Origin of the sequence: Mesosutterella porci (assembly GCF_022134585.1) — a bacterium.
In the GTDB taxonomy this organism is placed as follows: Bacteria; Pseudomonadota; Gammaproteobacteria; order Burkholderiales; family Burkholderiaceae_F; genus Mesosutterella; species Mesosutterella porci.
Map to the genome: position 1 here is coordinate 68,968 of NZ_JAKNCT010000008.1, position 25,405 is coordinate 94,372.

26 protein-coding genes are annotated in these 25,405 nt (G+C 67.4%); 12 read left to right on the forward strand and 14 right to left on the reverse strand.

Features of this window, described 5'->3' with window-relative positions:
* Nucleotides 1-41: 41 nt before the first annotated feature.
* Nucleotides 42-1,799: a proline--tRNA ligase gene (locus MAF45_RS07460; protein ID WP_237979008.1), complete on the forward strand. Its 1,758-nt coding sequence runs from the start codon at nucleotides 42-44 to the stop codon at nucleotides 1,797-1,799.
* Nucleotides 1,800-1,986: 187 nt separating this feature from the next.
* On the opposite strand, the gene MAF45_RS07465 is transcribed toward MAF45_RS07460, so the two are convergent.
* From MAF45_RS07465 to MAF45_RS07480, 4 genes are read right to left on the reverse strand one after another with little or no spacing between them, the layout of a single operon-like run.
* On the reverse strand, nucleotides 1,987-2,541 hold the full coding sequence (locus tag MAF45_RS07465) for a YggT family protein (RefSeq protein ID WP_237979009.1): 555 nt from the start codon (nucleotides 2,539-2,541) through the stop codon (nucleotides 1,987-1,989).
* A gap of 26 nt (nucleotides 2,542-2,567) precedes the next feature.
* Nucleotides 2,568-3,239, reverse strand: a complete 672-nt coding sequence (gene ampD, locus MAF45_RS07470; protein WP_237979010.1) for a 1,6-anhydro-N-acetylmuramyl-L-alanine amidase AmpD — start codon at nucleotides 3,237-3,239, stop codon at nucleotides 2,568-2,570.
* 3 nt (nucleotides 3,240-3,242) lie between these two features.
* Complete coding sequence (locus MAF45_RS07475) at nucleotides 3,243-3,518, reverse strand: PP0621 family protein (RefSeq protein WP_237979011.1); 276 nt, start codon at nucleotides 3,516-3,518, stop codon at nucleotides 3,243-3,245.
* 12 nt (nucleotides 3,519-3,530) lie between these two features.
* Nucleotides 3,531-4,349 (reverse strand): cytochrome C assembly family protein, encoded by an 819-nt coding sequence (locus MAF45_RS07480; protein ID WP_237979012.1) that lies wholly within the window; start codon nucleotides 4,347-4,349, stop codon nucleotides 3,531-3,533.
* Nucleotides 4,350-4,625: 276 nt separating this feature from the next.
* On the opposite strand from MAF45_RS07480, the gene ffh reads away from it, so the two are divergent.
* Genes ffh through ruvB form a run of 4 tightly spaced genes read left to right on the forward strand, consistent with a single transcriptional unit; the run spans nucleotide 4,626 to nucleotide 8,293 of the window.
* Entirely contained in the window at nucleotides 4,626-6,032 is a 1,407-nt protein-coding gene (gene ffh / locus MAF45_RS07485; RefSeq protein ID WP_237979013.1) for a signal recognition particle protein, read from the forward strand.
* Nucleotides 6,033-6,061: 29 nt separating this feature from the next.
* A complete protein-coding gene (gene ruvC / locus MAF45_RS07490; protein ID WP_237979014.1) occupies nucleotides 6,062-6,652 on the forward strand; it encodes a crossover junction endodeoxyribonuclease RuvC in 591 nt (196 codons plus the stop codon).
* Nucleotides 6,649-7,236: a Holliday junction branch migration protein RuvA gene (gene ruvA / locus MAF45_RS07495; RefSeq protein WP_237979015.1), complete on the forward strand. Its 588-nt coding sequence runs from the start codon at nucleotides 6,649-6,651 to the stop codon at nucleotides 7,234-7,236. Before ruvC ends, ruvA begins: the two co-directional genes overlap by 4 nt.
* 28 nt (nucleotides 7,237-7,264) lie before the next feature.
* Nucleotides 7,265-8,293: a Holliday junction branch migration DNA helicase RuvB gene (gene ruvB, locus MAF45_RS07500; RefSeq protein ID WP_237979016.1), complete on the forward strand. Its 1,029-nt coding sequence runs from the start codon at nucleotides 7,265-7,267 to the stop codon at nucleotides 8,291-8,293.
* Between the two features lie 28 nt (nucleotides 8,294-8,321).
* On the opposite strand, the gene MAF45_RS07505 is transcribed toward ruvB, so the two are convergent.
* The 4 genes from MAF45_RS07505 to MAF45_RS07520 are packed head-to-tail and all read right to left on the reverse strand — an operon-like array spanning nucleotide 8,322 to nucleotide 14,798.
* Nucleotides 8,322-10,166, reverse strand: coding sequence for an ABC transporter ATP-binding protein (locus tag MAF45_RS07505; RefSeq protein WP_237979017.1), 1,845 nt, complete (start codon nucleotides 10,164-10,166; stop codon nucleotides 8,322-8,324).
* On the reverse strand, nucleotides 10,163-11,557 hold the full coding sequence (locus tag MAF45_RS07510) for an ABC transporter permease (RefSeq protein ID WP_237979018.1): 1,395 nt from the start codon (nucleotides 11,555-11,557) through the stop codon (nucleotides 10,163-10,165). The genes MAF45_RS07505 and MAF45_RS07510 overlap by 4 nt, the downstream gene beginning before the upstream one ends.
* Before the next feature lie 14 nt (nucleotides 11,558-11,571).
* On the reverse strand, nucleotides 11,572-12,549 hold the full coding sequence (locus tag MAF45_RS07515) for an ABC transporter permease (protein ID WP_237979019.1): 978 nt from the start codon (nucleotides 12,547-12,549) through the stop codon (nucleotides 11,572-11,574).
* Nucleotides 12,546-14,798, reverse strand: coding sequence for an ABC transporter substrate-binding protein (locus tag MAF45_RS07520; RefSeq protein WP_237979020.1), 2,253 nt, complete (start codon nucleotides 14,796-14,798; stop codon nucleotides 12,546-12,548). The genes MAF45_RS07515 and MAF45_RS07520 overlap by 4 nt, the downstream gene beginning before the upstream one ends.
* A gap of 231 nt (nucleotides 14,799-15,029) precedes the next feature.
* Between MAF45_RS07520 and MAF45_RS07525 the strand changes: the two genes are divergently transcribed.
* Genes MAF45_RS07525 through tolA form a run of 4 tightly spaced genes read left to right on the forward strand, consistent with a single transcriptional unit; the run spans nucleotide 15,030 to nucleotide 17,613 of the window.
* Complete coding sequence (locus MAF45_RS07525; protein WP_237979021.1) at nucleotides 15,030-15,473, forward strand: YbgC/FadM family acyl-CoA thioesterase; 444 nt, start codon at nucleotides 15,030-15,032, stop codon at nucleotides 15,471-15,473.
* Nucleotides 15,470-16,144 (forward strand): protein TolQ, encoded by a 675-nt coding sequence (gene tolQ / locus MAF45_RS07530; protein ID WP_237979022.1) that lies wholly within the window; start codon nucleotides 15,470-15,472, stop codon nucleotides 16,142-16,144. The genes MAF45_RS07525 and tolQ overlap by 4 nt, the downstream gene beginning before the upstream one ends.
* Nucleotides 16,145-16,149: 5 nt before the next feature.
* Nucleotides 16,150-16,581: a biopolymer transporter ExbD gene (locus MAF45_RS07535; protein WP_237979023.1), complete on the forward strand. Its 432-nt coding sequence runs from the start codon at nucleotides 16,150-16,152 to the stop codon at nucleotides 16,579-16,581.
* A gap of 6 nt (nucleotides 16,582-16,587) precedes the next feature.
* Nucleotides 16,588-17,613: a cell envelope integrity protein TolA gene (tolA, locus tag MAF45_RS07540; RefSeq protein WP_237979024.1), complete on the forward strand. Its 1,026-nt coding sequence runs from the start codon at nucleotides 16,588-16,590 to the stop codon at nucleotides 17,611-17,613.
* On the opposite strand, the gene MAF45_RS07545 is transcribed toward tolA, so the two are convergent.
* The 5 genes from MAF45_RS07545 to accB all read right to left on the reverse strand — a co-directional run bounded on the left by MAF45_RS07545 (nucleotide 17,585) and on the right by accB (nucleotide 22,319).
* Entirely contained in the window at nucleotides 17,585-18,601 is a 1,017-nt protein-coding gene (locus MAF45_RS07545) for a carbohydrate kinase family protein (RefSeq protein WP_237979025.1), read from the reverse strand. The two genes, tolA and MAF45_RS07545, sit on opposite strands and share 29 nt — an antisense overlap.
* A gap of 145 nt (nucleotides 18,602-18,746) precedes the next feature.
* Nucleotides 18,747-19,550: a zinc-ribbon and DUF3426 domain-containing protein gene (locus MAF45_RS07550; protein ID WP_237979026.1), complete on the reverse strand. Its 804-nt coding sequence runs from the start codon at nucleotides 19,548-19,550 to the stop codon at nucleotides 18,747-18,749.
* Between the two features lie 36 nt (nucleotides 19,551-19,586).
* A complete protein-coding gene (gene prmA, locus MAF45_RS07555; protein WP_237979027.1) occupies nucleotides 19,587-20,486 on the reverse strand; it encodes a 50S ribosomal protein L11 methyltransferase in 900 nt (299 codons plus the stop codon).
* A 21-nt stretch (nucleotides 20,487-20,507) separates the two neighbouring features.
* Nucleotides 20,508-21,857: an acetyl-CoA carboxylase biotin carboxylase subunit gene (gene accC / locus MAF45_RS07560; protein WP_237979028.1), complete on the reverse strand. Its 1,350-nt coding sequence runs from the start codon at nucleotides 21,855-21,857 to the stop codon at nucleotides 20,508-20,510.
* A 6-nt stretch (nucleotides 21,858-21,863) separates the two neighbouring features.
* Nucleotides 21,864-22,319 carry an acetyl-CoA carboxylase biotin carboxyl carrier protein gene (accB, locus tag MAF45_RS07565; RefSeq protein ID WP_237979029.1) on the reverse strand — a complete coding sequence of 152 codons (456 nt, stop codon included), beginning with the start codon at nucleotides 22,317-22,319 and terminating at the stop codon, nucleotides 21,864-21,866.
* Nucleotides 22,320-22,399: 80 nt separating this feature from the next.
* Between accB and MAF45_RS07570 the strand changes: the two genes are divergently transcribed.
* Nucleotides 22,400-22,594: a hypothetical protein gene (locus MAF45_RS07570; protein WP_237979030.1), complete on the forward strand. Its 195-nt coding sequence runs from the start codon at nucleotides 22,400-22,402 to the stop codon at nucleotides 22,592-22,594.
* Here MAF45_RS07570 and MAF45_RS07575 read toward each other — a convergent pair.
* A complete protein-coding gene (locus MAF45_RS07575; RefSeq protein ID WP_237979031.1) occupies nucleotides 22,591-23,229 on the reverse strand; it encodes a hypothetical protein in 639 nt (212 codons plus the stop codon). The two genes, MAF45_RS07570 and MAF45_RS07575, sit on opposite strands and share 4 nt — an antisense overlap.
* A gap of 216 nt (nucleotides 23,230-23,445) precedes the next feature.
* On the opposite strand from MAF45_RS07575, the gene mpl reads away from it, so the two are divergent.
* Both mpl and MAF45_RS07585 read left to right on the forward strand, forming a co-directional pair.
* Nucleotides 23,446-24,804 (forward strand): UDP-N-acetylmuramate:L-alanyl-gamma-D-glutamyl-meso-diaminopimelate ligase, encoded by a 1,359-nt coding sequence (mpl, locus tag MAF45_RS07580; RefSeq protein ID WP_237979032.1) that lies wholly within the window; start codon nucleotides 23,446-23,448, stop codon nucleotides 24,802-24,804.
* Nucleotides 24,801-25,379, forward strand: a complete 579-nt coding sequence (locus MAF45_RS07585) for a YqiA/YcfP family alpha/beta fold hydrolase (RefSeq protein WP_237979033.1) — start codon at nucleotides 24,801-24,803, stop codon at nucleotides 25,377-25,379. Before mpl ends, MAF45_RS07585 begins: the two co-directional genes overlap by 4 nt.
* The last annotated feature ends 26 nt before the right edge of the window (nucleotides 25,380-25,405 follow it).

Below are 25,405 nucleotides of genomic sequence, written 5' to 3' on the forward strand. Positions count from 1 at the left end.
TGTCCTGGGCGCGTGCGGCCGCTTATCTGACTGGAAGTTCCATGCGAGCTCAACAATTTTTTATCTCAACACTGAAGGAAGCTCCGGCCGACGCGGACATCGCGAGCCAGAAGCTCATGATCCGCGCGGGCATGATCAAGAAGCTGGCTGCCGGCGTCTACACGTACATGCCGATGGGCCTGCGGGTGATCCGCAAAATTGAGAACATCGTTCGCGAGGAAATGGACCGCGCGGGCTCCATCGAGATGCTCATGCCGATCGTGCAGCCCGCCGAGCTCTGGAAGGAGTCCGGGCGCTGGGAGAAGTACGGCCCCGAGCTGCTGCGCTTCAAGGACCGGCATGACCGCGACTTCGTGATCCAGCCGACCTCCGAGGAAGTGATTACGGACTTCGCGCGCCAGGAGATCACCTCCTGGAGGCAGCTGCCGGTGAACTTCTACCAGATCCAGACGAAGTTCCGCGACGAGCGGCGCCCCCGCTTCGGGCTGATGCGCGGCCGCGAGTTCATTATGAAGGACGCCTATTCCTTTGACCGGGACGCGCAGAAGGCGGGCGAGAGCTACAAGAAGATGTTCGACGCCTACTGCCGCATCTTCAGCCGCACGGGCTTGGTTTTCCGCCCGGTCGCTGCGGACACGGGTTCGATCGGCGGCTCGCGCTCCAACGAATTCCAGGTGATTGCCGACACGGGCGAGGACCTCATCGCCTACAGCACGGGCTCGGGCTACGCCGCCAACATCGAGCTCGCCGAGGCGCTGCCGCCCGCGGCCGAGCGCCAGGCCCCGAAGGAGACGCTGCAGAAGGTGCCGACCCCGGGCTGCGACAAGTGCGAGTCCGTGACGGCGCTGCTCGGGCTGCCGCTCACCCGCTCCGTCAAGTCCGTGGTGCTCGCGGCCGACCGCACCGACGAGGCCGGGCGGAGCCTGCCTGCCCGGATCGTTCTCGTGCTGCTGCGCGGCGACCACAGCCTGAACGAAGTGAAGGTCGGGAAGCTGCCTGAGCTGAAGGACGGCTTCCGCTTCGCCACCGAGGCCGAGATCCTCGAAGCCTTCGGCAGCAAGCCGGGCTATCTGGGGCCTGTCGGCCTCGATCCGCAGAAGGTGAAGGTCTACGGCGACCTGTCGGTCCGCTGCATGAGCGACTTCGTGGTGGGCGCGAACGAAGAGGGCTTCCACCTGCGCGGCGTGAACTTCGGCCGCGACTTCCCCGAGCCGCAGTTCGCGGACCTGAGGAACGTGGTCGAGGGCGATCCCTCGCCCGACGGCCAGGGCACGCTCAAGCTGCAGCGCGGCATCGAGGTGGGGCACGTCTTTTACCTCGGCACCAAGTACTCCTCGGCGATGGGGGCCACCTATCTCGACGAGCAGGGCCATCCGCAGCCCCTTGAAATGGGCTGCTACGGCATCGGCATTTCCCGTGTGGCGGGCGCCGCGATCGAGCAGAACCACGATGACAAGGGAATCATATGGCCGGAGGCGATCGCACCGTTCGAGGTGGTGATCTGCCCGATGGGCTACCGCCGCAGCGAAGCCGTGCGCGAAGCCTGCGACCGTCTGCACGACGAGCTGCAGAAGGCCGGGGTCGATGTGATCCTCGACGACCGCGACATGCGTCCGGGCCCGATGTTCGCCGACTGGGAGCTGATCGGCGTGCCGCATCGCATTGTGGTTGGAGACCGGGGACTGAAGAACGGCGAGGTCGAGTACACGAGCCGCCGCAGCCTGGACAAGCGGGAGATGGTGAGGCTGGAAAACGCGGCCGCCTTCATCCTGGAAAAGCTGAAGGCCGCGCGGGCCTGAGGCCGCTGGAAGGGGAGCGGGCCGCTCCGGCCCGTCCCTTTTCAGGAAAAAGAAAAAAGCGTCTCTTTGAACTGTCTGAACTGTCCCCAGGAGGAAGAGGCGCTTTTTTCCTGCCCGGCAGGAGCGGCGGGAAAAAGGGGGAGCCAAAGCGGTTCTGGCGGGGGCGCGCTGCGCCGTTTCGCGGGCGTCAGACGATGCCGCGGGCCAGCGGTGTGATCAGGATAAGGACCAGCTGGCAGAGAATGAACACGAAGACCGGCGAGAGGTCCACGCCCTTGACCGGCGGAATCACCCTGCGGATCGGGCGCAGGAAGGGCTCGACCAGGAACCCCAGCGTGCGGATCACCGGCGAGGGCGAGCGCAGCCAGGTGAGCACCGCCCAGATCACGGTTCCCCAGAGCACGAGCTCGGTGGCCCAGCGGCCCAGAAGCGCGAAGGGCGAGACGAAGAGCCCGAGCAGCGACATGGGCACGCCGAACAGAAGCCTCGAGAGGATGGACGACAGGATCGCCACTGCGAAGGCGCACAGCAGTGCGGGCCAGTGCCAGCGCCCGATGCGTCCGCCCGTGCTTCGAACCACGGGCTGCACGAGCCAGTCGGTGAGGACTTCACAGAATTTGGCGATCGGGTCGGAGGTGGGGATGGCAAGCGTGTAGACCCAGGCTCTCAGCAGCAGCACCGAGCCGAGCAGTGCTGCGAGCAGATCCACGACATAGCCGAGCAGATGTGAGATCAGGTTCATGACGTTCAGTATATAGAGTCATCCGGTCAGGAGGGGCGGCCCTCCCCGGCTGATGTTAAAGGGACGCGCGCAGGGGCGGCGTCCGGGGCCTTTCCGGCTCCGGCGGCGAAGGGAAAGGCAACGCCGCGCTCGAGCAGGGCGCGCGTCATCACGCGGCTCCAGTCGAAGTAAGGGCCGGGATCGGTTTTGCGCCCGGGGGCGATGTTGCTGTGGCCGGCGGCAGCCCGGATCGGGTAGCGGCGGGCGAGCGCTTCCATGACGGCGGCGAGGGACTCGTACTGGATGTCCTCGAAGGGCTCGAAGTCGGTGCCCTCGAGCTCAATGCCGACGGAGAAGTCATTGCAGCGCGGCCTGCCTTCAAAGCAGGAGCGGCCCGCATGCCAGCCCCGCACCGCGCAGGACAGGAACTGGATGACGAGCCCCGAGCGTTCAATGAAGAAATGCGAGGCGACCCGCAGCCCCCTGAGGGACTCAAAGCTCGGGTCCTCGTTGAGCCCCAGCCGGCCTGTGAAGAAGCGCTGGACGCAGCCCGTGCCGAAGCGCCCGGGCGGCAGTGTGATGTTGTGCACGACGATGAGGCTCACGTCCAGGGGGTCAGGCCGGAGGTCGAAGTGCAGGCTCGGCATCGCAAGCGCCCCGAGCGCCCAGCCTTCGGGCCCGATCTCGAAGCGGGGCTGCCTCAGAAGCGGCTCGCGCATGGCTCAGGCGTCCTTTCTCGCGCAGGAGCGGCTGCAGTAGAGGCGGCCGTTTTTAATGACGCCGTCGCGCCGCAGGAAATAAGTGCCGCAGTGCGGGCAGCGCGCCATCTCTTCGGAGGCACCACCCTCCGCGGGGCCCTGGCGGGCGTTGAGCTGACGGCGCATGGCCTTGAGCTCCTCCTCCATGGCCGAGCGCTCCCGCTCCCGTTTTTTGCGCGACAGGAAAACGAATGCGATGACGATGAGAATGATCCAGGGGAGAAGCCTGATTAAGCCCATAAATAGCTCCGCTCAGTCGATAAAGACTTCAATGAGGAAGGTGTAGCCCAGGTAGGCGACAAGGTAGACCGCGCAGAGGATCCAGCACCACTTGAGCGCGGTGGAGCCCCGCCAGCCGAGCAGCCTGTGACCGGCCAGCAGCACCGCGCAGCACAGCCAGCTCGCCCAGGTGAGGAATGTCTTGTGGTCGAAGTGCAGCCACACGCCATAGGCTTCCTGCGTGACGAAAAAGCCCGTGATCAGCAGCGCGGTGAGCGTCGCAAAACCCGTCCAGAGTATATAGAAGAGAACCTTTTCCATCGAAAGGATGGACGGCAGGTTCGAAAGAATCCCGCGCTGCGGGACGGGATCGGGCGAGCGGCGGAAGCGGCTGTCCTGCAGCTGCATCAGCACCGCCTGGATGATCGCCGTGGCGAGCAGCCCGTAGGTGATCAGCCCGAGGCTGAGATGGACGCGGAAAAGCGGCGTCCACAGCGCGGCGTTCATCGGCTCGCCCGGAAATGCGGCCGGCAGCAGCGCCGCGGCGGCCGCCGCGATCAGGACAATGCCGAACACCGGGCCGATGCGCTGAAAGCAGGAGACGATCGAGAGAATCGCCACCGCGAAGAGCATGGAAGCGGAGACCGCCGGGCCGAACCCGAAGAAGATGCCGCCATCGTGGAAGATCTGCCGGCTCACGCCCGCCGAGTGGAGGACGAGAGTCGCGAGAATGCCGGCAAGAAGCCAGGCCGGAGCCCGTCCGCCGCGCTTCCACAGCGAGCTGAGCGCGACTGCGCCGCAGCCGGCGTATGCGAGGGCCGCCAAAACCGTCAGAAGAGTGCCTGTCATCATCGTGTGGAGGTGCCCTGCGGCGAGGACAGCCGGACCGCCTCGGCAGGAGCATCGAAAAGTTGCTTTGGGCTCATTGTAGGCTATTTGCCGGCGCCGCTCCGAGGCTCGCGGCGGCGCGGCGGCGGGCCCCGCCTGAGGGCCTGCCTAAAGGCGCTGCGAACCTTTAGAATGCACATCACGTGCAGGGCGCTGGCCGGGCCTCATTCCCAGGACGGGAGGGCCGTGCGGCTTTTCCCCCAGGCGCCTTCCTTCAAATAAAGCCTTTGATTCATCACCATGCTTGATACTCTTACCCAGCGTCTGGCCAAAGTGGTCAAGACGATGCGCGGCCAGGCCCGCATTACCGAGGCAAACTCCAAAGAGATGCTGCGCGAGGTGCGGCTGGCGCTGCTTGAAGCCGATGTGGCGCTGCCGGTCGTGCGGACCCTGACGAACCGCATCAAGGAGAAAGCCCTCGGCCAGGAGGTCGTCGGCAGCCTCAACCCGGGCCAGGCTCTCGTCGGGATCGTGCAGCAGGAGCTCACCGCCGTGATTGGCGGAGACCTGCCCGAGAAGCAGCGCAGGATCAACCTCGCCTGCACGCCCCCGGCTGTGATCCTGCTGGCAGGCCTGCAGGGCGCGGGCAAGACGACCACCGCGGGGAAGCTTGCGAAGTGGCTGAAGGACAGCATGAAAAAGAAGGTCGTCACCGTGTCGGCCGACGTCTACCGGCCGGCCGCCATCGAGCAGCTGAAGATGGTCTCCGAGCAGGCCGGCGCCGACTGGTTCCCGAGCACCACCGAGCAGAAGCCCCTTGATATTGCGCGGGCCGCCCTCGACTACGCGAAGCTGCATTTTGCGGACGTGCTGATCGTCGACACGGCCGGCCGGCTGTCGATCGACGAGAAGATGATGCAGGAGGTCTCCGACCTTTCGGCTTTCCTGCATCCGATCGAGACCTATTTCGTGGTCGACGCCATGACAGGCCAGGACGCGGTGAACACCGCCCGGGTCTTCAACGAGCGGCTGCCGCTCACCGGCATCGTGCTCACGAAGCTTGACGGCGACTCGAGGGGCGGCGCGGCGCTCTCCGTCCGCGAGGTGACCGGCCTGCCGATCAAGTTCGTGGGGACGGGCGAGAAACTCGGGGGCTTCGACGAGTTCAATCCCGAGGCGATGGCCGGCCGCATCCTCGGCATGGGCGACATCGTCTCCCTCGTGAAGGACGTGACGAGCTCGATCGATGCGGAAAAGGCCCGCAAGGTGGCCGAGCGCATGCGCAGGAACGGGCGCATGGACCTCAACGATTTCCGCGACCAGATGGTGCAGATGCGCTCGATGGGCAGCGTCTCGAGCCTGATCGACAAGCTGCCGGCCTCGATGCAGGAGGCGGCCGCCAAGGCGAACGTTTCCGACGAGGATGCTGACCGGATGATCCGGCGCACCATCGGCATCATCGACTCGATGACTCCGCAGGAGAGGCGCCATCCGGACCTCATCAAGGCGAGCCGCAAGAAGCGCATCGCCGCCGGCGCGGGGCTGCCCGTGCAGGAAGTGAACAAGCTGCTCAAGCAGTACGAGCAGATGACGGAGGTGATGAAGCGCATGAAAAAGGGCGGGCTCTCGCGGCTGCTTCGCATGGCCGGCGGCCGCATGCCCTTCGGGGGCGGGGGCTTTCCCGGCATGGGCGGCAGGCCCTGGTGAGCCCCGCCTCTGATGGAGCGCGCCGTTTCATGAGAATTCTAGGCATTGACCCCGGGCTCAACCGGACGGGCTTCGGCGTCATTGACGCGGCCGCCGGCGAGGCAAGGCTGGTGACCGCGGGCGTCATCCGCGTCCCGAAGTCCGAACTCGCGCAGCGGCTGGCCGTCATTTACCGGCGGCTGCAGGAGATCATCGCCGAGACCACGCCTGACATGGCGGCCTGCGAGAAGGTGTTTGTGAACGTGAACCCGAACTCCACGCTGCTGCTCGGGCAGGCTCGCGGCGCCGCGCTTGCGAGCGCGGCCTGCGCGGGGCTGCGGGTGGCCGAGTTCACGCCGACCGAGATCAAGCAGGCCGTGACGGGCTCGGGGCGCGCGCAGAAAAGCCAGATACGCGCGATGATGGTCATGGTCTTTTCGCTGCCCGAGACGCCGCAGGCCGATGCGGCCGATGCGCTCGCCTGCGCGCTCTGCGCCGCGCAGGCCGCCCGGATGGTGGAGGCCGCGGGCGCAGCGAAGACCTCGATCGGGGCGGCGCGCTCGACCTCCTGCGGCGGAGCGAGGGCGGCGCGGCGGGCCTGGACGCAGAAAATCACAGGCATGGAGGAGAGAAAGCCATGATCGCGATGCTGAAGGGCGTGGTTGCCGACCGCCAGACTACCGGCATAGTTCTCGACGTGGGCGGCGTGGGCTACGAGCTCGCGGTGCCGATGTCGACGCTTGCGGCGCTGCCCGCGACGGGAAAGAGCGCCACTCTTTACGTGCAGATGCAGGTGCGCGAGGACGCCATTCTGCTCTACGGGTTTCTCACGCGGGAAGAGAAGGCGGCCTTCCAGACCCTCGTCAAGGTGAGCGGCATCGGCGCCAAGACGGCGCTTGCGGTGCTTTCGAGCCTGTCGGTCGCGGATCTCGCCGCCGCGGTCGCCGCGGGCGAGGCGGACCTGCTCACGCGGGTGCCGGGCATCGGAAAGAAAACCGCGGCAAGGCTCGTGCTGGAGCTCAAGGGCAAGCTTGACGGCCTCGCCCCGGGGCTGCCCGGCTCGTCCCCGGAAGGGCCGGCGCCCGGCAGCGTCCAGGCCGACGTGGCGGCCGGCCTCATCGCCCTGGGCTACAGCGAGCGCGACGCCGCGGCCGCCGCAAGAAGACTGCCCAAGGGCGTGAGCGCGGCCGAGGGCATACGGCTCGCCCTGCGCTCGAAAGTGTAACCTTGCCTCCTCCAGGACGGATCGCTTTATGGAAAACGTTGAACGCATTGTGACCGCTACGAGCGCCTCTCCGAACGAGGAGAACGTGGACCGGGCGCTGCGGCCGAAAACCCTCAAGGACTACGTGGGCCAGGAGTCGGTGCGCAGTCAGCTCTCCATCTTCATCGAGGCGGCCAAGAAAAGAGGAGAACCGCTCGACCACCTGCTGCTCTTCGGGCCTCCGGGGCTGGGCAAAACGACGCTCGCGCACATCATCGCACACGAAATGGGCGTGGACCTGCGGCAGACCTCGGGCCCCGTGCTCGAGAGGCCGGGGGACCTCGCCGCCATCCTCACCAACCTTGAGCGCGGCGACATTCTCTTCATCGACGAGATCCACCGCCTTTCGCACGTGGTGGAGGAAATCCTCTATCCGGCGCTCGAGGATTTCCAGATCGACATCATGATCGGGGAGGGCCCGGCGGCCCGCTCGATCAAGCTCGACCTGCAGCCTTTCACGCTCATCGGGGCGACAACCCGCACCGGTATGCTCACAAGCCCCCTGAGGGCGCGCTTCGGGATCATCAACCAGCTGCAGTTCTACAGCGCCGAGGAGCTCGCCCGGATTGTGAACCGCTCGGCCGCCCTGCTCAAGGTGAAAATTGAGCCCGAGGGGGCCGCCGAGATCGCGCGCCGCAGCCGCGGCACGCCGCGCATCGCCAACAGGCTCCTGCGCCGGGTCCGCGACTACGCCGAGGTGAGGCACGGGGGCGTCATCACCCGCGAAATCGCCTCCGAAGCTCTCGCGCTGCTCGGGGTGGACGAGCTCGGGCTCGACGGGATCGACCAGCGGTTCCTGCGCGCCATCATAGAAAAATTCTCCGGCGGCCCTGTCGGCATCGACAATCTCGCCGCGGCGGTGGGCGAGGACGGCGACACGCTTGAATTCGTGGTGGAGCCTTATCTCATCCAGCAGGGCTTCGTCCTCAGAACGCCCCGCGGGCGCATGGCCACCGAGGCGGCCTACCGGCACTTCGGCTTTGAGCCGCGTCCGGCCGCCCAGAAAACCCTCTTCTGAAGACCATCCTGCGCGCAGGTCCTTCTTCTCAGGAGCGCCTCCCGATGGACGGGACGGCCGCGAGCAGCGCCTTCGTGTAGTCGTCGCAGGGGTGCTCGAGCACGTCCCTCGCCTCGCCCGACTCCACGATCCGGCCGCTTTTCATGACGCATATCCTGTCGGCCGTGTACTCGACCACTCCGAAGTTGTGCGTGATGAGCAGACAGGCGGTCGAAGTCTCGCGCCGGATGTCGGACAGAAGGTTGAGTATCTGGGCCTGCACGGAAACGTCGAGCGCGGAGGTGGGCTCGTCGCAGACCAGCAGCTGCGGCCCCGGGGCGAGCGCGCGGGCGATCGAGATGCGCTGGCGCTGGCCGCCCGAGAATTCGTGGGGGTAGCGCGCGAGAGCCGTCTCCCCGAGTCCCACGAGGTCAAGAAGGCGCCGCATCCTCGCGCGCCGCGCGTCCGCATCGAGATCCGGCCTCAGATTCACGAGCGCCTCGAGCAGCGTCTCCTCGACCGTCATCCTCGGGTCGAGCGAGGAGTAGGGGTCCTGGAAAACCATCTGCGCGCGGCGCCGCAGCGCCAGCAGCGCCCGGCCCCGCGCTTCGAGCACCTCGCAGCCTCCGATCCGGACCGAGCCCGAGATCCGGGCCCGGGAGGGAAGCAGCCTCAGGACGGCCTTCCCCAGAGTGGTCTTGCCGCTGCCGGACTCGCCCACGAGCGCAAGCGTCTCGCCCCGGCAGAGGCGCAGCGAGACGCCGTCCACCGCCCTGAAGGCGCGGGATCTGAAATCCGGAAAGCGGCGCCGCAGCGGGAAGGCGACCCGGCACTCCGAGACTTCAAGGACGGGCTCGGGGGGAGATTTTTCCGGCCCGTCCCCCTGCACCGCGCGGATGTCCGCGGCCCCGCCCGTCGCCTCCGGCAGCTCCGGCCTCAGGCAGGCGCACCAGCGCCCCGGGCCGGACGGCAGGAGACGCGGCCGCTCGCTGCGGCACCGCTGCTGCTCCCACAGGCAGCGCGGCGCGAACCGGCAGCCCCGGAATTCGTGGTCGAGCACCGGCACGGTCCCGGGAATGCCCTCGAGCGGAGAGCCGCGGGCGGAGAGGTTCGGCATGGCCCTGAGAAGCTGCCGCGCGTAAGGATGGCGCGGGTTCGCGAAGAACTCATCGGCGGGGGCTTTCTCCACGATCTGCCCCGCATACATGAGGGCCACCCGGTCGGCGGTCTGCCTCACCACGGAGAGGTCGTGGGTGATCAGCAGCAGCGCGAGGCCGGTCTCGCGCTTCAGGCGCAGGAGGAGGTCGAGGATCTGGCGCTGCAGCGTCACGTCGAGCGCCGTCGTAGGCTCGTCGGCTATGAGCACGTCGGGTCTGCCCGCGAGCGCCATGGCGATCATGCAGCGCTGCTTCTGCCCGCCCGAGAGTTCGAAGGGATAGGCCGCCGCCCGGCGCTCCGGCTCCGGGATCCCCACGCGCCCGAGCCACTTGACGGCGCCGCGGCGGGCCTCGGAGCGGGTGAGCCGGAAGTGCCGGCGCAGAACCTCGCCGATCTGGTTCCCGACCGTCATCACAGGGTTGAGCGAGGTGGAGGGTTCCTGAAACACCAGGCCGATCCGGCGTCCGCGCACGTCCTGCATGCGGTATTCGGGCAGGGCGAGGAGGTCTTCGCCCGCGAGCCTCACCTCGCCGCTTGTGATCACGGCCGCTTCCGGCAGCAGCCTCATGACCGACAAGGCGGTGAGTGACTTGCCGCAGCCGGACTCGCCCACGAGCGCGAGGGTTTCGCCGCGGTGCAGCGAAAAGCTCACGCCGTCGACCGGCGTGACGCGGCGGTCCGCGGCGGCGATGCTCACCGTGAGGTTCCTCACTTCGAGAAGCGGCTGCTGCGTCATCTGCGGCCTCCCTTTGCCGTCCTCGGGTCGAAGGCGTCCCGGACCGCCGAGGCGAGGAGGTTCGCGCTCAGCACGATCGCGACCATGAACATGAAGGCCGCGGCGAGATTCCACCAGACGGCCGGGGTGCGCGACATTTCGCTGCGGGCCGCGTTGATCATGGACCCGAAGGAGTTCATCGAGGGGTCGACGCCCACCCCGATGTAGGACAGCACGGCTTCGTAGAGGACGATGTCGGAAAATCCGATGACTGAGACGATGAGCACGATGTGCAGCACGTTGGGCAGGAGGTGCCGCGCCATGATCTTCCAGGCCGGCGTGCCGCAGGCGACCGAGGCCGTAATGAAGTCGAGACCGGAGAGCTTGAGGGTTTCGGCGCGCAGCAGCCTTGCAAGCGGCGCCCAGCTCGTCACGCCGATGATGACCGCGATGAAAAAGAGTTTCGCATCGGCGCGCTCGAGCGAGGTCGGAAGGAGGTCAGGGCGCCGGTCGATGAAGACCTGGATCATCAGCACGCAGGCCGCGATCAGGAGCACGGAGGGAATGGAGGAGATCGTGGTGTAGACGTACTGTACCAGGTCGTCCACCCAGCCTTTGAAGTAGCCCGCGGCGATGCCCAGCACAAGCGCGAAGGGCAGCATCGCGAGCGTGGCGAGGGTGCCGAGGGCGAAGGCGGTCCGGAGGCTCTTGAGCGCCTGGTAGAGCACGTCGTTGCCGGTCCTGTCGGTGCCGAGCGGGTGGTAGCCGCCCCAGAAGGCGAGGACGAGGGCGCTGCCCGCGAGCAGCAGCGCCGAGGCGGCGATGAAGCCGCCGCGCGAGCCCAGCAGAGCGCGGGCGGCCTGCGCGAGGGAGCTCTTCCGGCGCCTGGCGGAGACGGCCGCGGGGATGAGAAGGACAAGCCCTCCGAGAAGCGCTCCGGCCAGCAGCCCGCAGGCCCCCCGGCGCAGGAGGTCGGCGCGGCGCCCGGAGCCGCTGAAGGCCCGGGGGGTGACGCCGCGCAGCGGCTGGCGGAAGCGGCGGACGGAGCCCGAGGCGGGGTCAGACGAGCGGTCGAACTCGCGGCTTGAGAAGGGCGAGGAGTAGCTTCGCTCGCGGCCCGCGATCCAGGAGCCGAGCGAGTGGTCGAGCAGCGACTCGGCGGCCGCTGCATAAACGGGGCCGCCCGCCCCCTGGGCGGGCAGCCTCGCACGGAAGTGCACGGAGTCGGCCAGGGCGATGGCCAGAAAGAACGCGAGCACGACTGCGCACGCCTGTGCCGTGCGGCCCGAGAACACCTCGCCCCAGCGCTGCCGCGCGCGGGGGCTGCGGCGTGCGGAAAAAACCGCGAGGAGGAGGCCCGCGACAAGCAGCCACATCACGGCGTCGGTCGGCAGGAAAACAAAAAGCGGCATTGCCTCCTCCCTGCTCACTCCAGCCTCACCCGGGGGTCGGCCAGGGTGTAGGCGATGTCGGTGAGGATGAGCCCCGCGATGTAAAGCGCGGTGCCGAGAAAGACCATGGCGCGGACGATGGAGAAGTCCTGCTCGTTGATCGCATCGATCGTGTAGCTGCCCAGGCCCGGGATGCCGAAGAAGCTTTCCATCACGAGCGATCCCATGAAAAGCAGCGGAATCGCGGCCACGGTAGACGTGATGATGGGCAGCATGGCGTTGCGGAGTACGTGCGTGAACAGCACCCGCATCTCCGACAGGCCCTTGGCCTGGGCGGTTCGGACATAGTCCCGGCCGATTTCCTCGAGGAACATGGTGCGGTAGAACAGCGTGTCGGAGCCGAGCCGCGACAGCACCCCGATCGCGACCGGCAGGATGAGGAACACAGCGAGGTGCCAGCCGCTGCCGAAGCCCGAGATGGGAACCAGACGTAGCACGCGTGCGAAGAGCCACTGCCCGAAGATGATGTAAAAGAGGCTCGATACCGACATGAGGAAAACGCAGGCGACAAGCCCCCGCCGTTCGGCCCGGGTGCGGCGGAAAAGCACGAGCAGCAGCGCGAGCGACGTCGTGGCCCCCACCGAGAGCAGGAATGTGGGCAGCGCGAGAGCGAGCGACGGGCCGGCCCGCTCGGCGATTTCCCGGTTGATGCTGCGGCCGCGGTCGCTCGAGCCGAAGTCAAAGCGCAGCAGCGGCACGGAGCGCTCCCAGAAAATGGTCCGGGTGGCGCGGGCCAGGCCCTGCTCGGCGTCGTTCCAGAAAAGCGGCTTGTCGTAGCCGTGGGCCGACTTCCAGCCGGCGATCGCCTCGGCGCTCACGTACCGGCCTCCGATGGCGAGCCGGGCCATGTCGTCGGGCGTGTTCACTGCGAAAAAGAGCACGAAGGTGATGAGGTTCACGCCGAGCAGGATAAAGAAGCCGTAGACCAGCCGGCGTGCCAGGTATCGGATCATGGGCGAGTCTCCCGGCCCAGCCGTTCGGAGCGGCGGTGCACGAGCCGCGCCGCGGAGACTGCGGCCGCGGCTGCGGCTGCGGCGAGGATCAGGAGGGGCCACCACACCGGGCGGTTCCATTCCCTGATCCGGCGGGCCCGCAGCGCGGTGTCGAGCCGCAGGTAGGGGAGCGTGTTGCGGATCATGGAGGAGGGCTTTGCGTTGAGCACCCACTGATGATAAGCGGCGGCGGAAAGCGGCGTGTAGCCGAAGCTCCAGGGCGCGTCTTCCTGGACGGTCCGCACCATGGCTGCGACCAGGGCGTCCTTGCGCGGGCCGTCGTCCTCGAAGCGCATCGCCTCGAAGAGGCGGTCGTAGGCCGCCGAGCGGTAGTTGGCGGCGTTTTCCCCGCTGCCGCCCGTCACCGCCTTGGCATTGGGGCCGTAGAGCAGGAACAGGAAGTTCTCGGGGTCGGGATAGTCCGCGCTCCATCCCCAGAGGAAGATCTGCGCGGCGCCCCGGATCATCTTGTCCTGGAAGCGGTTGTAGTCGGTCGCCCGGATCTCGAGCTGGATGCCCAGCTTGGCAAACTGCTTGCGGTACCAGTCAAGGAGCTGGCGGCTGCCCGAAGCCGCCTGCTGGTAGTCCAGGGCGAGCACGAGCGGGCGGCCCGTGGCCGAGTCTCGTCCGCCCGGGTAGCCCGCCCGGGCCATCAGGGCCCGCGCCTCCCCGAGCGTCCTGCGCACGGGGCGTCCTCCCGCGCCGCGCCTGTAGACGACGGGGTTGATCTCCGGCTGGCCGGCGGGCTGCCCCGCCCGCAGCCCCGGCGGCAGCGGCCCCATCAGGGCGAGCGCCTGATCCTTCTGGAAAATGGAGATCGCCTCCTCCCAGTCGATTGCAATGGAGATGGCCTGGCGCAGCGCCCGGTGCCGCGCGGCTTGCTCCGGCGTGCGGCCCGCGCCCACCACGGGGTCGAGCATGTTGAAGCCCAGATACCAGTTGGAGAGGTCGGGCGAGCGCGGGAAGCGGATTTTCTTGCTCTCGTATTCGCGGGACTTCTCGGGCGAGTCCGCGGCCTCGATGAGGAACCCCTGACCGGTGTCGGAGCGGTCGATGGCGGGGCTGTCGTAGTAGCCCTGCAGGAACTTGGTCTTCAGCGGGATCGCCTCTTTCTCGATCGTGAAGACGATCCGGTCGATGAAGGGCGTGGGTCTGCCGCAGTCGGCGAGCAGCCCCGCCTCGCGGTCACCGGGCTCGCCCTCGCAGGGGTAGGGCTCGCCCCGGAAGTTGGGATTGCGCACCATGCTGTGCAGGCGGTTTTCCTCGAAGCGTTCCATCATGTAGGGGCCGGTTCCGACCGGCCACCAGGCCAGCCCGATGCTGTTCTCGGCAAAGCCCGGGTTCGAGTAGAAAAGCTCGGCCTCCCAGGGCATCGGCGCGAAAAAGGTCATGGTGAGCCAGTACTTGAACTGCGGGTATTTGCCCTTGACGCGGATCTCGAGCGTGTAGCGGTCAAGCGCCTTCACGCCGCCGCCGGGAAAGGCGATCCGCCGCAGGTCAAGGAAGCGGGGGCGCCGCCCGGTCTGCCTGGTCAGGCGGTCTTCCTCCCGGGAGATCGCCCGGTTCATTTCACGCAGCCCGATGATGTGGTCTGCAAGCACCGAAAAGGCGGGGCTCACGACCCGCCGGGAGGCGATCCGCTTGATTCCGTAGACAAAGTCCTCGGCCGTGAGCTCGCGCGTTCCGCGCCCGGGCAGCTCCAGCGGGCTTTTGAGCTTCGCGGCGTCCTTCTCGGGCAGGTTCGCGTAGAGCAGCTCCCCGCCGGGGCCCTGCGCGAAGCAGGGATGGGGCGCGAACAGGATGCCCTTCTTGATCGGGATGACGTAGCGGCTCTCGGCGATGAGGGCCGGAGGAGCGTTCCCGGGCAGCCTGCGGCCCGAGGCGTCGTAGTACTGCGGGGGGCGCACTTCGGCGGCCGACCGGGGCACCACCTCGTAGGGCCGCTTCAGGTAGTGGTACTGGTAGGGCGGCTCGTAGATGCTGTAGGTGTAGGCGGTTTCGTCCGAGGAGTAGGAGACCGCCGGGTCGAGCGTTTTGGGGCTGCGGCCGGAAAAGGGCGAGTAGAGCGTGTTCTCGAGCCCCGACTCGCCCGGGCGCGGAGAATTCACCGGAGCGCTACAGGAGACGGCGAGCGCAAGCGCCGCGCAGGCGGCCGCGAGGGCGGCCGGCCTGGCAAGGCGTTGAAAGCGGGCGCGAAGGGACTGAGCCATGAGAAGTTGCTTTTTCCTGTGAACCGGGGTTTCTAGGCTGACGGCTCTCTAGTTTAGCGGTCCGCCGCCTGAGCGGCCCGCCTCTGCGCCTCGGGCGCCCCCGTGCTCCGCGGAGCCTGCGGCCGCGGTACGGACAGAAAGGTTTCTTATTGTTAACCGCGCTCCGCAGGGATCCGCTCCGTCCTATACTGAGCGCACTTTCTCAAGCAGAAGGATTTTCCGGGGTGCGCAATGGCATCTGACAAGCAGTTCACCTACCCGGTCCGCGTCCAGTGGGAGGACACCGATGCGGGGGGCGTGGTTTACCATGCGAACTACATCAAGTTCATGGAACGGGCGCGAAGCGAGGCGATCCGCAGCCTGGGCCTTTCCCAGACTGAGATGGCCGCCGACGGAGTGATCGTGGTGGTGGATCTCTCGATCAGCTTCCGCCGGCCGGCCGTGCTGGAGGATGAGCTCGTCGTGCGCTCGAGGCTTGTGCGGATGCGCCATGCCACCTGCGAGCTCGAGCAGGACATCTGGCGCGGCGAGGAGCTGCTCACCGAAGGGGCGGTGCGCTGCGCCTTCGTGGATCCCGCCTCCAAGGCCCCCCGCCCTTTTCCCAAACCTTTTTACAATGCGATGCTGCCGGAGCTGACCGAGCCCCTGCATGCCCATAGACAGGCCCTGAAATGACGCCGAACGCAAATCTGTCCATCATTACGCTGATCCTGCACGCCTCCCTGGTGGTGAAGGTGGTGCTTTTCATTCTGATCGCCCTGTCGGTGGTGAGCTGGACCCTGATTTTCCAGAAATGGTTCCAGGTGCGGCGCGCCCAGAAGGCGACCGATGACTTCGAGCGCAGGTTCTGGGGCGGTGCGGAGCTCTCAAAGCTCTACGAGGGGGCGCAGATGCGCCGCGACAAAAGCGGCCCGGAGGAAAAGATCTTCGCGGCCGGAATGAGCGAATTCGCGAAGCTGCGGGAGCGCGGGATCGACGCCGCGCACGTGCTCGACGGCGTGAAGCGCGCGATGAGAGCGGTCTACCAGCGTGAGATGGACAGCCTGGAAAACGGCCTTTCCGTGCTAGCCTCGATCGGCTCGGTGTCTCCCTACATCGGGCTGTTCGGCACGGTCTGGGGCGTGATGAACGCCTTCACGGGGCTGTCCAACCTCACCAACGTCTCCCTCGCCGTTGTGGCCCCGGGCATCGCCGAAGCGCTGGTCGCCACGGCCATCGGCCTTTTCGCCGCCATTCCGGCCGTGGCCGCCTACAACTTTTACGCGACCCACACCAACCGGCTTTTCAACCGGTTCGACGCCTTCACGGAGGAGTTCCTCAACATCCTTGAGCGGCAGAGGAGCTGACGGCCATGAGTTCACTGCGCCCCGACAGCAACACCCGCCGCCGCGTCATGGCGGAAATCAACGTCGTGCCTTACATCGACGTGATGCTGGTGCTTGTGGTCATTCTGATGGTCTCCGCCCCGTTCGTGGAGCCCTCGGTCGTCAATCTCCCCACCGTGGCGAAGGCCTCGAAGGCCCCCGACCGGGTCATCTCCGTCATTGTGAAGGCCGACGGGTCGCTGTCGATGAAGGAGGGAGGCCGCGTGAATGACACGGACATGCCCGCCCTGGTTGACGCCGTCCGCAGGGCGGAGTCTGCCGCGGGGCAGCCCGTGCCCGTGGTGATCTCGGCTGACCGCGACGTGAAGTACGACCGCGTGATTGCGGTGATGAAGAGCCTGCAGAAGGCGAACGTCGAGCGGGTCGGGCTCGCGCTGCAGGTTGACGCCGGGAAGTAAAGCGTGATGAAAGAAAAGAGGACCCGCCCCTTGAGCTGGACGCCCGAAAGCGAAGCCCGTCGCAGGGACTTCAGGCGGGCGCTCGTCTGCGCGGTCGGCGTGCACGCGCTGCTGTTTGTTGCGCTGTTTTTCGCCTTCCAGTGGAAGACTCAGGACGAGGACGTCATGGTCGAGCTCTGGGCTGAGACGCCTACGACCGGGACGAATCCAAACGGAGGGCCGGCCGTCGAGCCGCCCGCTCCGAGCCCCGCGCCCGAGCCCGCGCCGGCTCCGAGCCCAGCCCCGCGCGAGCAGAGCGCTGCGGCGGCAAAGCCCCGGCCCCAGCCGCTCCAGAAAGATCTGGCTGAAGAGCAGCGCAAGGCCGACATTGTGCAGGCCGAGGAGCGCCGCAGGCAGGAAAAGCTGAAGGAAAAGCAGCTGCAGGAGCAGAAGCGCCAGCAGGAGCAGAAGCGCCAGCAGGAGCAGAAGCGCCAGCAGGAGCTCCAGAAGAAGGCCGATGAGGCGAAGAAGGCGGCCGAGGCGAAGCGCAGGGCCGCCGAAGAGGTGCAGAAGGCCGCTCAGGCCCGGGCCGCCGCCCAGGCTCAGGCCGCAGCGAAGGTCCGCACCCAGGAGGCCGCCCGCATGGCTGCGGCCCGGGTGCGCTCCCAGGAGCTCGCCCGGACGATGGGCGGAGCCGCCTCGAACCGCTCCGCGGGCACTCCCACGGGCGACCGGACCGCTCAGTTCCAGAATCTGTCGGGCTCGGCCCGGGCGGGCTTCATCGCGAAGGTGCGGGCCTGCATCCGCCCGAACATCATCTTCAGCGTGCCCTCGGGCGTGCGCCGGGGCCAGTATCAGGCCGTCTACCGCGTGCGGCTGATGCCGAGCGGCGATCAGATCGGCTCGCCGCAGAAGCTGAAGGCCTCAGGCCTTGCAGGCTATGACGCCGCGGTGGAGCGCGCCATTGCGAAGTGCAGCCGCTTCCCCTCGGTGCCGGGGGTGGTGATGCCCGGAGAGGTGTCGCTCACCTTCGACCCGGTGGACGTGCGCTGAGAAGGACGCCGGCCGTCTCACAGCGCGGCCTGCCTCCTTCGGGCGGCACAGGAAAGGGCTCGCCCCAGGCCTGTCCGTAGCGCTCCCGGATCTCCTGCTGCGAGGGACGCCAGCCCTGCGCGCCCGAGCCTTCCAGCCGGAAGGCGGACATCAGCGCCCCGAGCTTCAGGCACTCGGGGTCGGAAAGTCCCCGGGTCATCCCGAAAAGCAGGCCTCCGCGGAAGGCGTCGCCCGCGCCCACCGTGCCCGAGGCGATTTTCGCCGGCACGGCGGGAATGGAAAGCTTTCCCTCGGGCCGCAGCATTGCGCAGCCTCCGGCCCCGTAGGTGACGAGATAGCGCCGCCCCTCCTGCGAGGCTTTTTTCTCGAGACTTATTCCCAGTCGTTTCTCAAGCAGCGCCGCCTCGTACTCCGACAGGCAGGTGAGGCAGGCCCCTGACTCGATCTCGCGGAGATCCCCGGCTTCAAGCTGCGAGGTCGCCTGCCCCGGGTCGAACACGTAGGGCACCGAGTCTTCGCGGCAGCGTGCGGCAAGCTGCCGCATCGCCTCGAGCCCTCCCGGCGCGATATGCACGAGCATGCTCTTCAGGCCGGCAGGAAGCGCGACCTCGTGCGCCCTCTGCATGGCTCCGGGCACGAACGTGGCGAGCTGGTTGCCGCCCGAGTCGGTGGTGATGAAGACCTGCGAGGTCCATTCGTCGCCGAAAACCCCGATCGAGGAGGTGTCGATGCCGGCGCGCCTGAGGTGCTGCAGGTATTCTTCTCCGTCGCGCCCGACCGCGGAGAGAATCACGGGCTCGCCCCCGAGCGCCTTCAGCGACCAGGCGATGTTGGGGGCGCAGCCCCCGAAGCTGCGGGTCATGGAGGAGGCGAGGAACGTGAGGTTGAGGTGCGCGATGTCGCGCGGCAGGATCAGGTTCTCGAAGCGGCCCTCGAGGCGGCACACGGTGTCGTAGGCGATAGAGCCGGAAATGAGGACGGCGGTCATGGTCCAATCCTTAAAAAAGAAGCGCCGGCAGAGGCGGCTTCCACGGCCCCGTGCCGGCGGAGGGGCCTCGGCTGCGGCCGCAGGGCCGGCCCCGCTGAAAATCCGCGGGGGAGCAAAAAAAGCGGGGCGGAGTCCGGCGCCCGTTTCAGTCGAGGGCCTTGACCTGGCAGGAGACCGGGCGGTCGCCGGCCAGGCTGAAGCTGAAGCGGACCGGGACGGAACCCGCGCCGGCGATGGAACCCTGAGCGTTCTGCCCCGCGTATTCGCTCGGCTTCAGGTATCTGCGCGTGGTGATCAGCCCCTTGTCATCGGAAAAAGACACTTCAATCACGGGCAGGCGCTCGTTGCCGGCGCCGTTGTTCACGAGCGTGAAGGAAATTTCGTACCGGTCATACGACTGGGGCCTGAGGGCGAAGTCCTCGATGGCGTAGGGGTTGGCCTTGTCGCTGCCCGGCCCCGGGCAGGGCAGCGCCGTGCAGACGCTCTGGCGCAGGGACAAAAGCCCGGGGACGTGGCGGCTCAGGGCCGGGCCGAAAAGCGACAGCAGCTGCCAGGCGAGCACAAGCAGCAGCACCGCGCTGCCGGCGGCCCAGAAGCCCCAGGGAAGGCCCCGTCTGCGGTCGCCGTCCGGAAAGGCTCTTTTCGGCGTGAAGACGGTGAAGTTCTGGGGAGCGGCCGCAGGGGAGGCGCGAAGCGGGGCTTGCTGCGGAGCTGCGGCGGGCGCCGCAGGCGGCGGGGGCGCCGGGGGCTCGGGCGGCTGCGCGGCCGGAGCAGCTGCGCGGTTTAAGAGCGACCTGAGGACCTTCGGGTCGATTTCCCGCAGCGACTCCTTCGCGTCGAACTCGCACTGGCAGACGCCGCAGCGGCAATAGCCGCCCCCTCTGTGCAGTTCCTCCACAGAGATTTCGTAAATGCAGCCACAGGTCGGACAGCGGGTGATGTATGCCATGAGCGAAATTCTAAGACATAGCCGCTCGCAGAGTCGCTAGGACGCGCGTGCGCAGATGACGTTCCAGCCCTCTTCCTCGCGCCAGCGCTCGAGCCGGATCGCGGGATCGGCCCGGCGGTAAGCCTCGGCGATGCGGTCGACCTGATCGGAGAGAATGCCCGAGAGCACCAGGAATCCTCCCCTTGCCACGTGCCCGCAGAGCACCGGGGCGAGGCTGATGAGGGGGTTGCAGAGAATGTTGGCGACAACGACGTCGTAGCGGCGCTCGCGCGGGATGCCCTCCGGCAGGCAGAAGTTCCCGGCGACTCCGTTGTTCTTCGCGTTGAAGCGCGAGGCCTCGACCGCGAGCGGATCGATGTCGCAGCCCTCGACGCTGCCCGCGCCGAACATGGAGGCGGCGATGGCGAGAACGCCGGTGCCGCAGCCGTAGTCGAGCACCGAGGCGCCGCGGCTCAGGTGCTCGTCGAGCCACTGGATGCACAGGTGCGTCGTGGGGTGGCTGCCGGTGCCGAAGGCGACGCCGGGATCGAGCCTCATATTGAGGGCCCCGGGCTCAGGCGGCGTGTCCCAGGAGGGCACGATCCAGAGGCGGCGGGAGGCGCGAATCGGCTTGAACTGGGCCTGGGTCACGCGCACCCAGTCGACCTCGGGGACGGTCTCCACGCTCTTGACGGCCGGGGGTTCGATCTGAAGCGACTTCGCGGCGATCGCGAGGGCCGTTTCCCAGTCGAAGCCGTCGTCGACAAGGATCGACAGCAGCGAGTGCTCCCAGGCGGGAACGTCGGGCTCGAGGCCCGGCTCGCCGAAAAGGGGCTTTTCGGCTGGCGTTCCCTCGTCGGCGTCGCGCGTCGTGTAGCTGCTCGCGCCCGCCTCCATCATCATGTCGCCGATTTTCTCGGCGCTGTCACGGTCGGCAAGCAGAGTGATTTCCTTCATCTTCGGCCTCTCTCTGGACGGTTAGGGCTGGCGCTGCTTCAGCTTTTCCTCGAGGTAGTGGATGCTCACGCCCCCGAGGCGCACCATTTCATCGGAGGTGATGTCGCGCTGCAGCCGCACGTTGGTGCGGATGCCCTCGGCGGCGAACTCCGACAGCGCGATGCGCATTCTCGCAAGCGCCTGCTCGCGGGTGTGGCCGTGGGCGATGATCTTCGCGATGAGCGAGTCGTAGTACGGCGGCACCGTGTAGCCCGCGAAGATGTGCGTGTCGATGCGGATGCCGGGGCCGCCCGGCAGGTGCCATGCCGTCACCCGGCCAGGCGAGGGCACGAACGTGTAGGGATCCTCGGCGTTGATGCGGCACTCGATCGCATGGCCGTTGATCTGGATGTCCCGCTGCCTCAGGGTGAGCTTTTCGCCCGAAGCGATGCGGATCTGGGCGGCCACGATGTCCACTCCGGTGACCATTTCGGTGACCGGGTGCTCCACCTGGACGCGCGTGTTCATTTCAATGAAGTAGAAGCTGCCGTTTTCGTAGAGGAACTCGAAGGTGCCGGCCCCGCGGTAGCCGATGCGGCGGCAGGCCTCGACGCAGCGCTTGCCGAGCCGGTCGATCACGCGGCGGGGAATGCCGATGGCCGGGGCCTCCTCCATGATCTTCTGGTTGCGGCGCTGCATCGAGCAGTCGCGCTCGCCCAGGTAGACCGCGTTCCTGAAGTTGTCGCAGAGGACCTGAATCTCGATGTGCCGGGGGTTCTCGAGGTATTTCTCAAGGTAGACCTCGGGGTTGCCGAAAGCGGCCTTCGCCTCCTGGCGCGTGAGGTTGACGGAATTGATGAGCGCGGCCTCGCTGCGGACGACCCGCATGCCGCGTCCGCCGCCGCCTCCGCTGGCCTTGATGAAGCAGGGGTAGCCCACCTCGCGCGCGATCCTGCGGATTTCGTCGGGATCGTCCGGGAGGGCGCCGTCGCTGCCGGGCACGCAGGGCACGCCGGCCTCCTTCATCGCCTTCTTGGCCGTGATTTTGTCGCCCATGAGGCGGATCGTCTCGGGGCGCGGGCCGATGAAGGCGAAGCCCGACTGCTCGACCCGCTCCGCGAAGTCGGCATTCTCGGCGAGAAAGCCGTAGCCGGGGTGGATGGCCTCCGCATCGGTCACCTCAGCGGCGCTGATGATGGCGGGAATGTTGAGGTAGGACTGGGAAGAGGGGGCCGGCCCGATGCAGACGCTTTCGTCGGCGAGCCTCACGTACTTCGCCTCGGCGTCGGCCATGGAGTGCACGACCACGGTCTTGATGCCGAGCTCGCGGCAGGCGCGCTGGATTCGCAACGCAATCTCCCCGCGGTTGGCGATCAGAATTTTTCCGAACATGGGCGCTTACTCGATGACAAAAAGGGGCTGTCCGTATTCGACCGGCTGACCGTTCTCCACCAGCACTTCCTTGATGACGCAGTCCTGTTCGGCCTCGATTTCGTTGAGCAGTTTCATCGCCTCGATGATGCAGACGGTGGCGCCCTTGGAGACGCTGTCGCCCACCTGCACGAAAGGCTTCGCATCGGGCGAGGGCGCCCGGTAGAAGGTGCCCACCATCGGGCTGGTGATGGTCTTGCGCGGCTCGGGGGCGGCCGGCTTGGGCTCAGGGGCGGCGGGCGCGGCCTCAGCCTCGGCGCTCGAGGGCTCAGCCGCGACAAGCGTCGCCGAAGCCGAGGTCTTCCCTGCCGTGCCCGGGGCGTTGACGATCCGAAGATGGTCCTCGCCTTCATTCACCTCAAGCTCGGCTACGCCGCTTTCCTTCACAAGATCAATCAGGGTTTTGATTTTTCGCAGATCCATAGATCCCCCAGTCTTTCGGGCCCCGGACGGGCGCCCGGTTTTCTTCTGCCGGCTTTTCCCCGGCAAAAGAGAACAACTGCATGGATAAATTCGTTAAAACTCCGGCGGCGGCTTCACCTGAAGACGGCTTCGGGCGAGCGGCTGGCGCGGACTTAGCTGCAATTTTAGCCAATTGCTTCGAAAAAACACGCAACGGTCGGCAAATCTCGGCCGGTTGCATTGTATCGAAGCGTGCGCAGACCGTGCCGCGGGAGCGCACCCTGCATATGGGTTAATCCGCGCGGGAATCCCGGATGAGGCGGGCGAGGGCTTCGGCGTCAGCCCGCCCCGCGGCTTCGGCCGGCAGCTGCCGGGCGTCCGGCGGGCGCCGCCGGGGGTTGAGGGCGCGGCTCGCCTCGGGCAGGACATCGAGCGTCACGCCCAGGGCCCGGCAGCGCGGCAGCAGGGAGGCGAGAACGCTGCCGCGGCGGATCGGGTGCAGCCACCCGAGGGTTTCCTCGCTGCGCAGGGCGGGCGGCGAGACCGAATCGACGGGCTCCCAGGCGATTCCTGCGGCGAATGCCGCCGCCTCTGCCTCCTTCGGATTGTCCGTGAAGCACTCGAGCACGATGTTGGAGTCCTCGGTGGCCGCGCCGTTGAGCACCGCCCCCGCAAGCCACGTTTCGAGCCCCGCCTCCCGGAGCCGCAGCATCAGGCTGAGGGCCTCGGCCCGCAGCGCTCCGAGCAGCTTCGCGTGCTCCGGGCAGAAAAGAGCGAGGTGCTCGCGGACCGCCGACTCGATCGCCGCCGAGGGCGGCAGCGGGACGCCCTCGGGCAGATCTTCGGCGAGCCTCGAGCGCATCAGTGGCCAGGGGCAGTGCTCGTCCACGATCAGCCTCGCCGCCCAGGCGGCAGCTTCTTCGGTTCTCATCTCGGTCTTCCTTCTTTTATATAACCGCGCGGCGGGTGCCGCGTGCGCAGTGTAGCGTTTTTTTCCCGTAGCCCCGGGCCCGGCGGGACGGGGAGAAAAATGAGCTCCGCTCCCCGGCAGCCCGGCGGGGCGAGCGGCTACAATACATAGCCCCGGCCGGAACAAAAGGCGCAGAAAACGAGCGCCGCGCGCCGGCCGGCAGCTTTGGGAGTCAACATGCATATCCACATCCTCGGCATCTGCGGAACCTTCATGGGCGGAGTGGCGCAGCTCGCCGCACAGGCCGGCCACACCGTAACCGGCTGCGACGCAGGCGTTTATCCCCCGATGAGCGATCAGCTCAAGGAGGCGGGCATCCGCCTCTACGAAGGCTACGGCGCGGATCAGCTCGCCGTAAAGCCCGACCTCTGGGTGATCGGAAACGCCATATCGCGCGGCAATCCGCTGCTCGAGGCGATCCTGGACGCGGGGCTGCCCTACACTTCGGGGCCGCAGTGGATCAGCGAGCACATCCTGCAGGGACGACACGTGCTCACCGTGGCGGGAACCCACGGGAAGACCACAACGAGCTCGATCCTTGCCTGGATGCTGGAGTCGGCCGGAAAGAAGCCCGGGTTCCTGATCGGCGGAGTGCCCGGCAATTTCGGGCACAGCGCCCGGCTCAGCCCGCAGAGCCCCTATTTCGTCATCGAGGGCGACGAGTACGACACGTGCTTTTTCGACAAGCGCAGCAAGTTCGTCCACTACAGGCCGAAGACCGCGGTCCTCAACAACCTCGAGTACGACCACGCGGACATATTCGACAGCGTCGAGGCGATCGAAAAGAGCTTCCACCACCTCGTGCGCACCATGGCCTCCAACGCGCTCATCGTGGCCAACGGCCGCTCCGAGACCCTGAAGAAGGTCATCGGCATGGGCTGCTGGAGCCGCCTTGAGTGGTTCGACACGCCCTCCGGATGGACGATTTCCGAGGACGGTGAGGTGGCCCTGCGCGGCGAGAGCCTCGGGGTGCTGCGCTCGCCGCTGCTCGGGCGGCACAACGCGCTCAATACGCTGGCGGCCCTTGCCGCGGCGCGCAGCGCCGGAGTCTCGCCGCGAGAGGCGCTCGAGGCGATGCCGCAGTTCGCCGGGGTGAAGCGCCGGCTCGAGGTGAAGGGCACGGAGCACGGGGTCGTCGTGATCGACGACTTCGCGCATCACCCGACCGCCATCCGCGAGACGATCGCCGCGCTCAGGGGACGGATGGGCCGGGCCTCGGGGCGTCTCATCGCGATCCTCGAACCGCGCTCGAACACGATGAAGATGGGGACGCTGCGCGCGCAGCTGCCTGGGTCGCTCTCCGACGCGGACCAGGTCTACTGCTATGCGGGCCCCGCCGTGCACTGGGACGTGGCCGAGGCGCTCGCGCCGCTGGGAGCGAAGGCGCATGTGTACCACGACTTGGAACCCCTCGTGCGGGAGGCGGTCGCCTGGGCGAAGCCCGGCGACCGGATGCTTGTGATGAGCAACGGCGGGTTCGGCGGCATCCACGGCCGGCTTCTGGCCGCGCTCAAGGCTCGGGAGAGCGCGAAGTGACGACCATTTATCTCCACGGGTTCCTGTCTTCGCCGCGCTCGGTGAAGGGGCGGATGCTCGCCGCCGCGCACGAGCGGCGCCGGGCGGCGTTCCTCGCCCCGGATCTGAACATCGGGCCCGCGCAGGCTGCCTCGCTCCTGCTGCAGCTCACCGAGGGGATCCCGGCCCGGTCCCTCGCCGTCGTCGGATCGAGCCTGGGCGGGTTCTACGCCGCCTGGCTCGCCGAGAAGCGGGGCTGCAGGGCGGTGCTGCTCAACCCGGCCGTGAGGCCCTGGGAGTTCGTGAAGGACTACATGGGCGAGCAGCCGACCGTGGCGGGAGACCGGACGGTCAACGTCACGCCGGACTTCGTGCGGCAGTTGCGCGAGCTCGACGTCCCGGAGGTGACCAGGCCCGAGCGCTACCTCGTGCTGCTTTCCACCGCCGACGAAACGCTTGACTGGCGCGAAGCGGACGCGAAGTACCGCGAGGCGACCCGCGTCCTCATCCCCGGCGGGGACCACCGGATCAGCGCGTTCGCAGATTACTGCGAGGCTGTGACCGACTTCTGCTGCAGCGGACCGGCGGCCGCCTGAGGCCGGCCGGCTTCATTTGCTTTCAC

Coding starts and splice junctions, on each gene's coding strand:
- accB (WP_237979029.1), bottom strand. CDS start 22,319: ATGGATCTGCGAAAAATCAAAACCCTGATTGATCTTGTGAAGGAAAGC.
- ampD (WP_237979010.1), bottom strand. CDS start 3,239: ATGCGCGAGCCGCTTCTGAGGCAGCCCCGCTTCGAGATCGGGCCCGAA.
- ruvC (WP_237979014.1), top strand. CDS start 6,062: ATGAGAATTCTAGGCATTGACCCCGGGCTCAACCGGACGGGCTTCGGC.
- accC (WP_237979028.1), bottom strand. CDS start 21,857: ATGTTCGGAAAAATTCTGATCGCCAACCGCGGGGAGATTGCGTTGCGA.
- MAF45_RS07525 (WP_237979021.1), top strand. CDS start 15,030: ATGGCATCTGACAAGCAGTTCACCTACCCGGTCCGCGTCCAGTGGGAG.
- MAF45_RS07520 (WP_237979020.1), bottom strand. CDS start 14,798: ATGGCTCAGTCCCTTCGCGCCCGCTTTCAACGCCTTGCCAGGCCGGCC.
- ruvA (WP_237979015.1), top strand. CDS start 6,649: ATGATCGCGATGCTGAAGGGCGTGGTTGCCGACCGCCAGACTACCGGC.
- MAF45_RS07505 (WP_237979017.1), bottom strand. CDS start 10,166: ATGACGCAGCAGCCGCTTCTCGAAGTGAGGAACCTCACGGTGAGCATC.
- tolA (WP_237979024.1), top strand. CDS start 16,588: ATGAAAGAAAAGAGGACCCGCCCCTTGAGCTGGACGCCCGAAAGCGAA.
- MAF45_RS07480 (WP_237979012.1), bottom strand. CDS start 4,349: ATGATGACAGGCACTCTTCTGACGGTTTTGGCGGCCCTCGCATACGCC.
- MAF45_RS07510 (WP_237979018.1), bottom strand. CDS start 11,557: ATGCCGCTTTTTGTTTTCCTGCCGACCGACGCCGTGATGTGGCTGCTT.
- MAF45_RS07575 (WP_237979031.1), bottom strand. CDS start 23,229: ATGAGAACCGAAGAAGCTGCCGCCTGGGCGGCGAGGCTGATCGTGGAC.
- prmA (WP_237979027.1), bottom strand. CDS start 20,486: ATGAAGGAAATCACTCTGCTTGCCGACCGTGACAGCGCCGAGAAAATC.
- MAF45_RS07545 (WP_237979025.1), bottom strand. CDS start 18,601: ATGACCGCCGTCCTCATTTCCGGCTCTATCGCCTACGACACCGTGTGC.
- MAF45_RS07475 (WP_237979011.1), bottom strand. CDS start 3,518: ATGGGCTTAATCAGGCTTCTCCCCTGGATCATTCTCATCGTCATCGCA.
- MAF45_RS07550 (WP_237979026.1), bottom strand. CDS start 19,550: ATGGCATACATCACCCGCTGTCCGACCTGTGGCTGCATTTACGAAATC.
- MAF45_RS07570 (WP_237979030.1), top strand. CDS start 22,400: ATGGATAAATTCGTTAAAACTCCGGCGGCGGCTTCACCTGAAGACGGC.
- tolQ (WP_237979022.1), top strand. CDS start 15,470: ATGACGCCGAACGCAAATCTGTCCATCATTACGCTGATCCTGCACGCC.
- MAF45_RS07465 (WP_237979009.1), bottom strand. CDS start 2,541: ATGAACCTGATCTCACATCTGCTCGGCTATGTCGTGGATCTGCTCGCA.
- MAF45_RS07460 (WP_237979008.1), top strand. CDS start 42: ATGCGAGCTCAACAATTTTTTATCTCAACACTGAAGGAAGCTCCGGCC.
- MAF45_RS07515 (WP_237979019.1), bottom strand. CDS start 12,549: ATGATCCGATACCTGGCACGCCGGCTGGTCTACGGCTTCTTTATCCTG.
- ruvB (WP_237979016.1), top strand. CDS start 7,265: ATGGAAAACGTTGAACGCATTGTGACCGCTACGAGCGCCTCTCCGAAC.
- ffh (WP_237979013.1), top strand. CDS start 4,626: ATGCTTGATACTCTTACCCAGCGTCTGGCCAAAGTGGTCAAGACGATG.
- mpl (WP_237979032.1), top strand. CDS start 23,446: ATGCATATCCACATCCTCGGCATCTGCGGAACCTTCATGGGCGGAGTG.
- MAF45_RS07535 (WP_237979023.1), top strand. CDS start 16,150: ATGAGTTCACTGCGCCCCGACAGCAACACCCGCCGCCGCGTCATGGCG.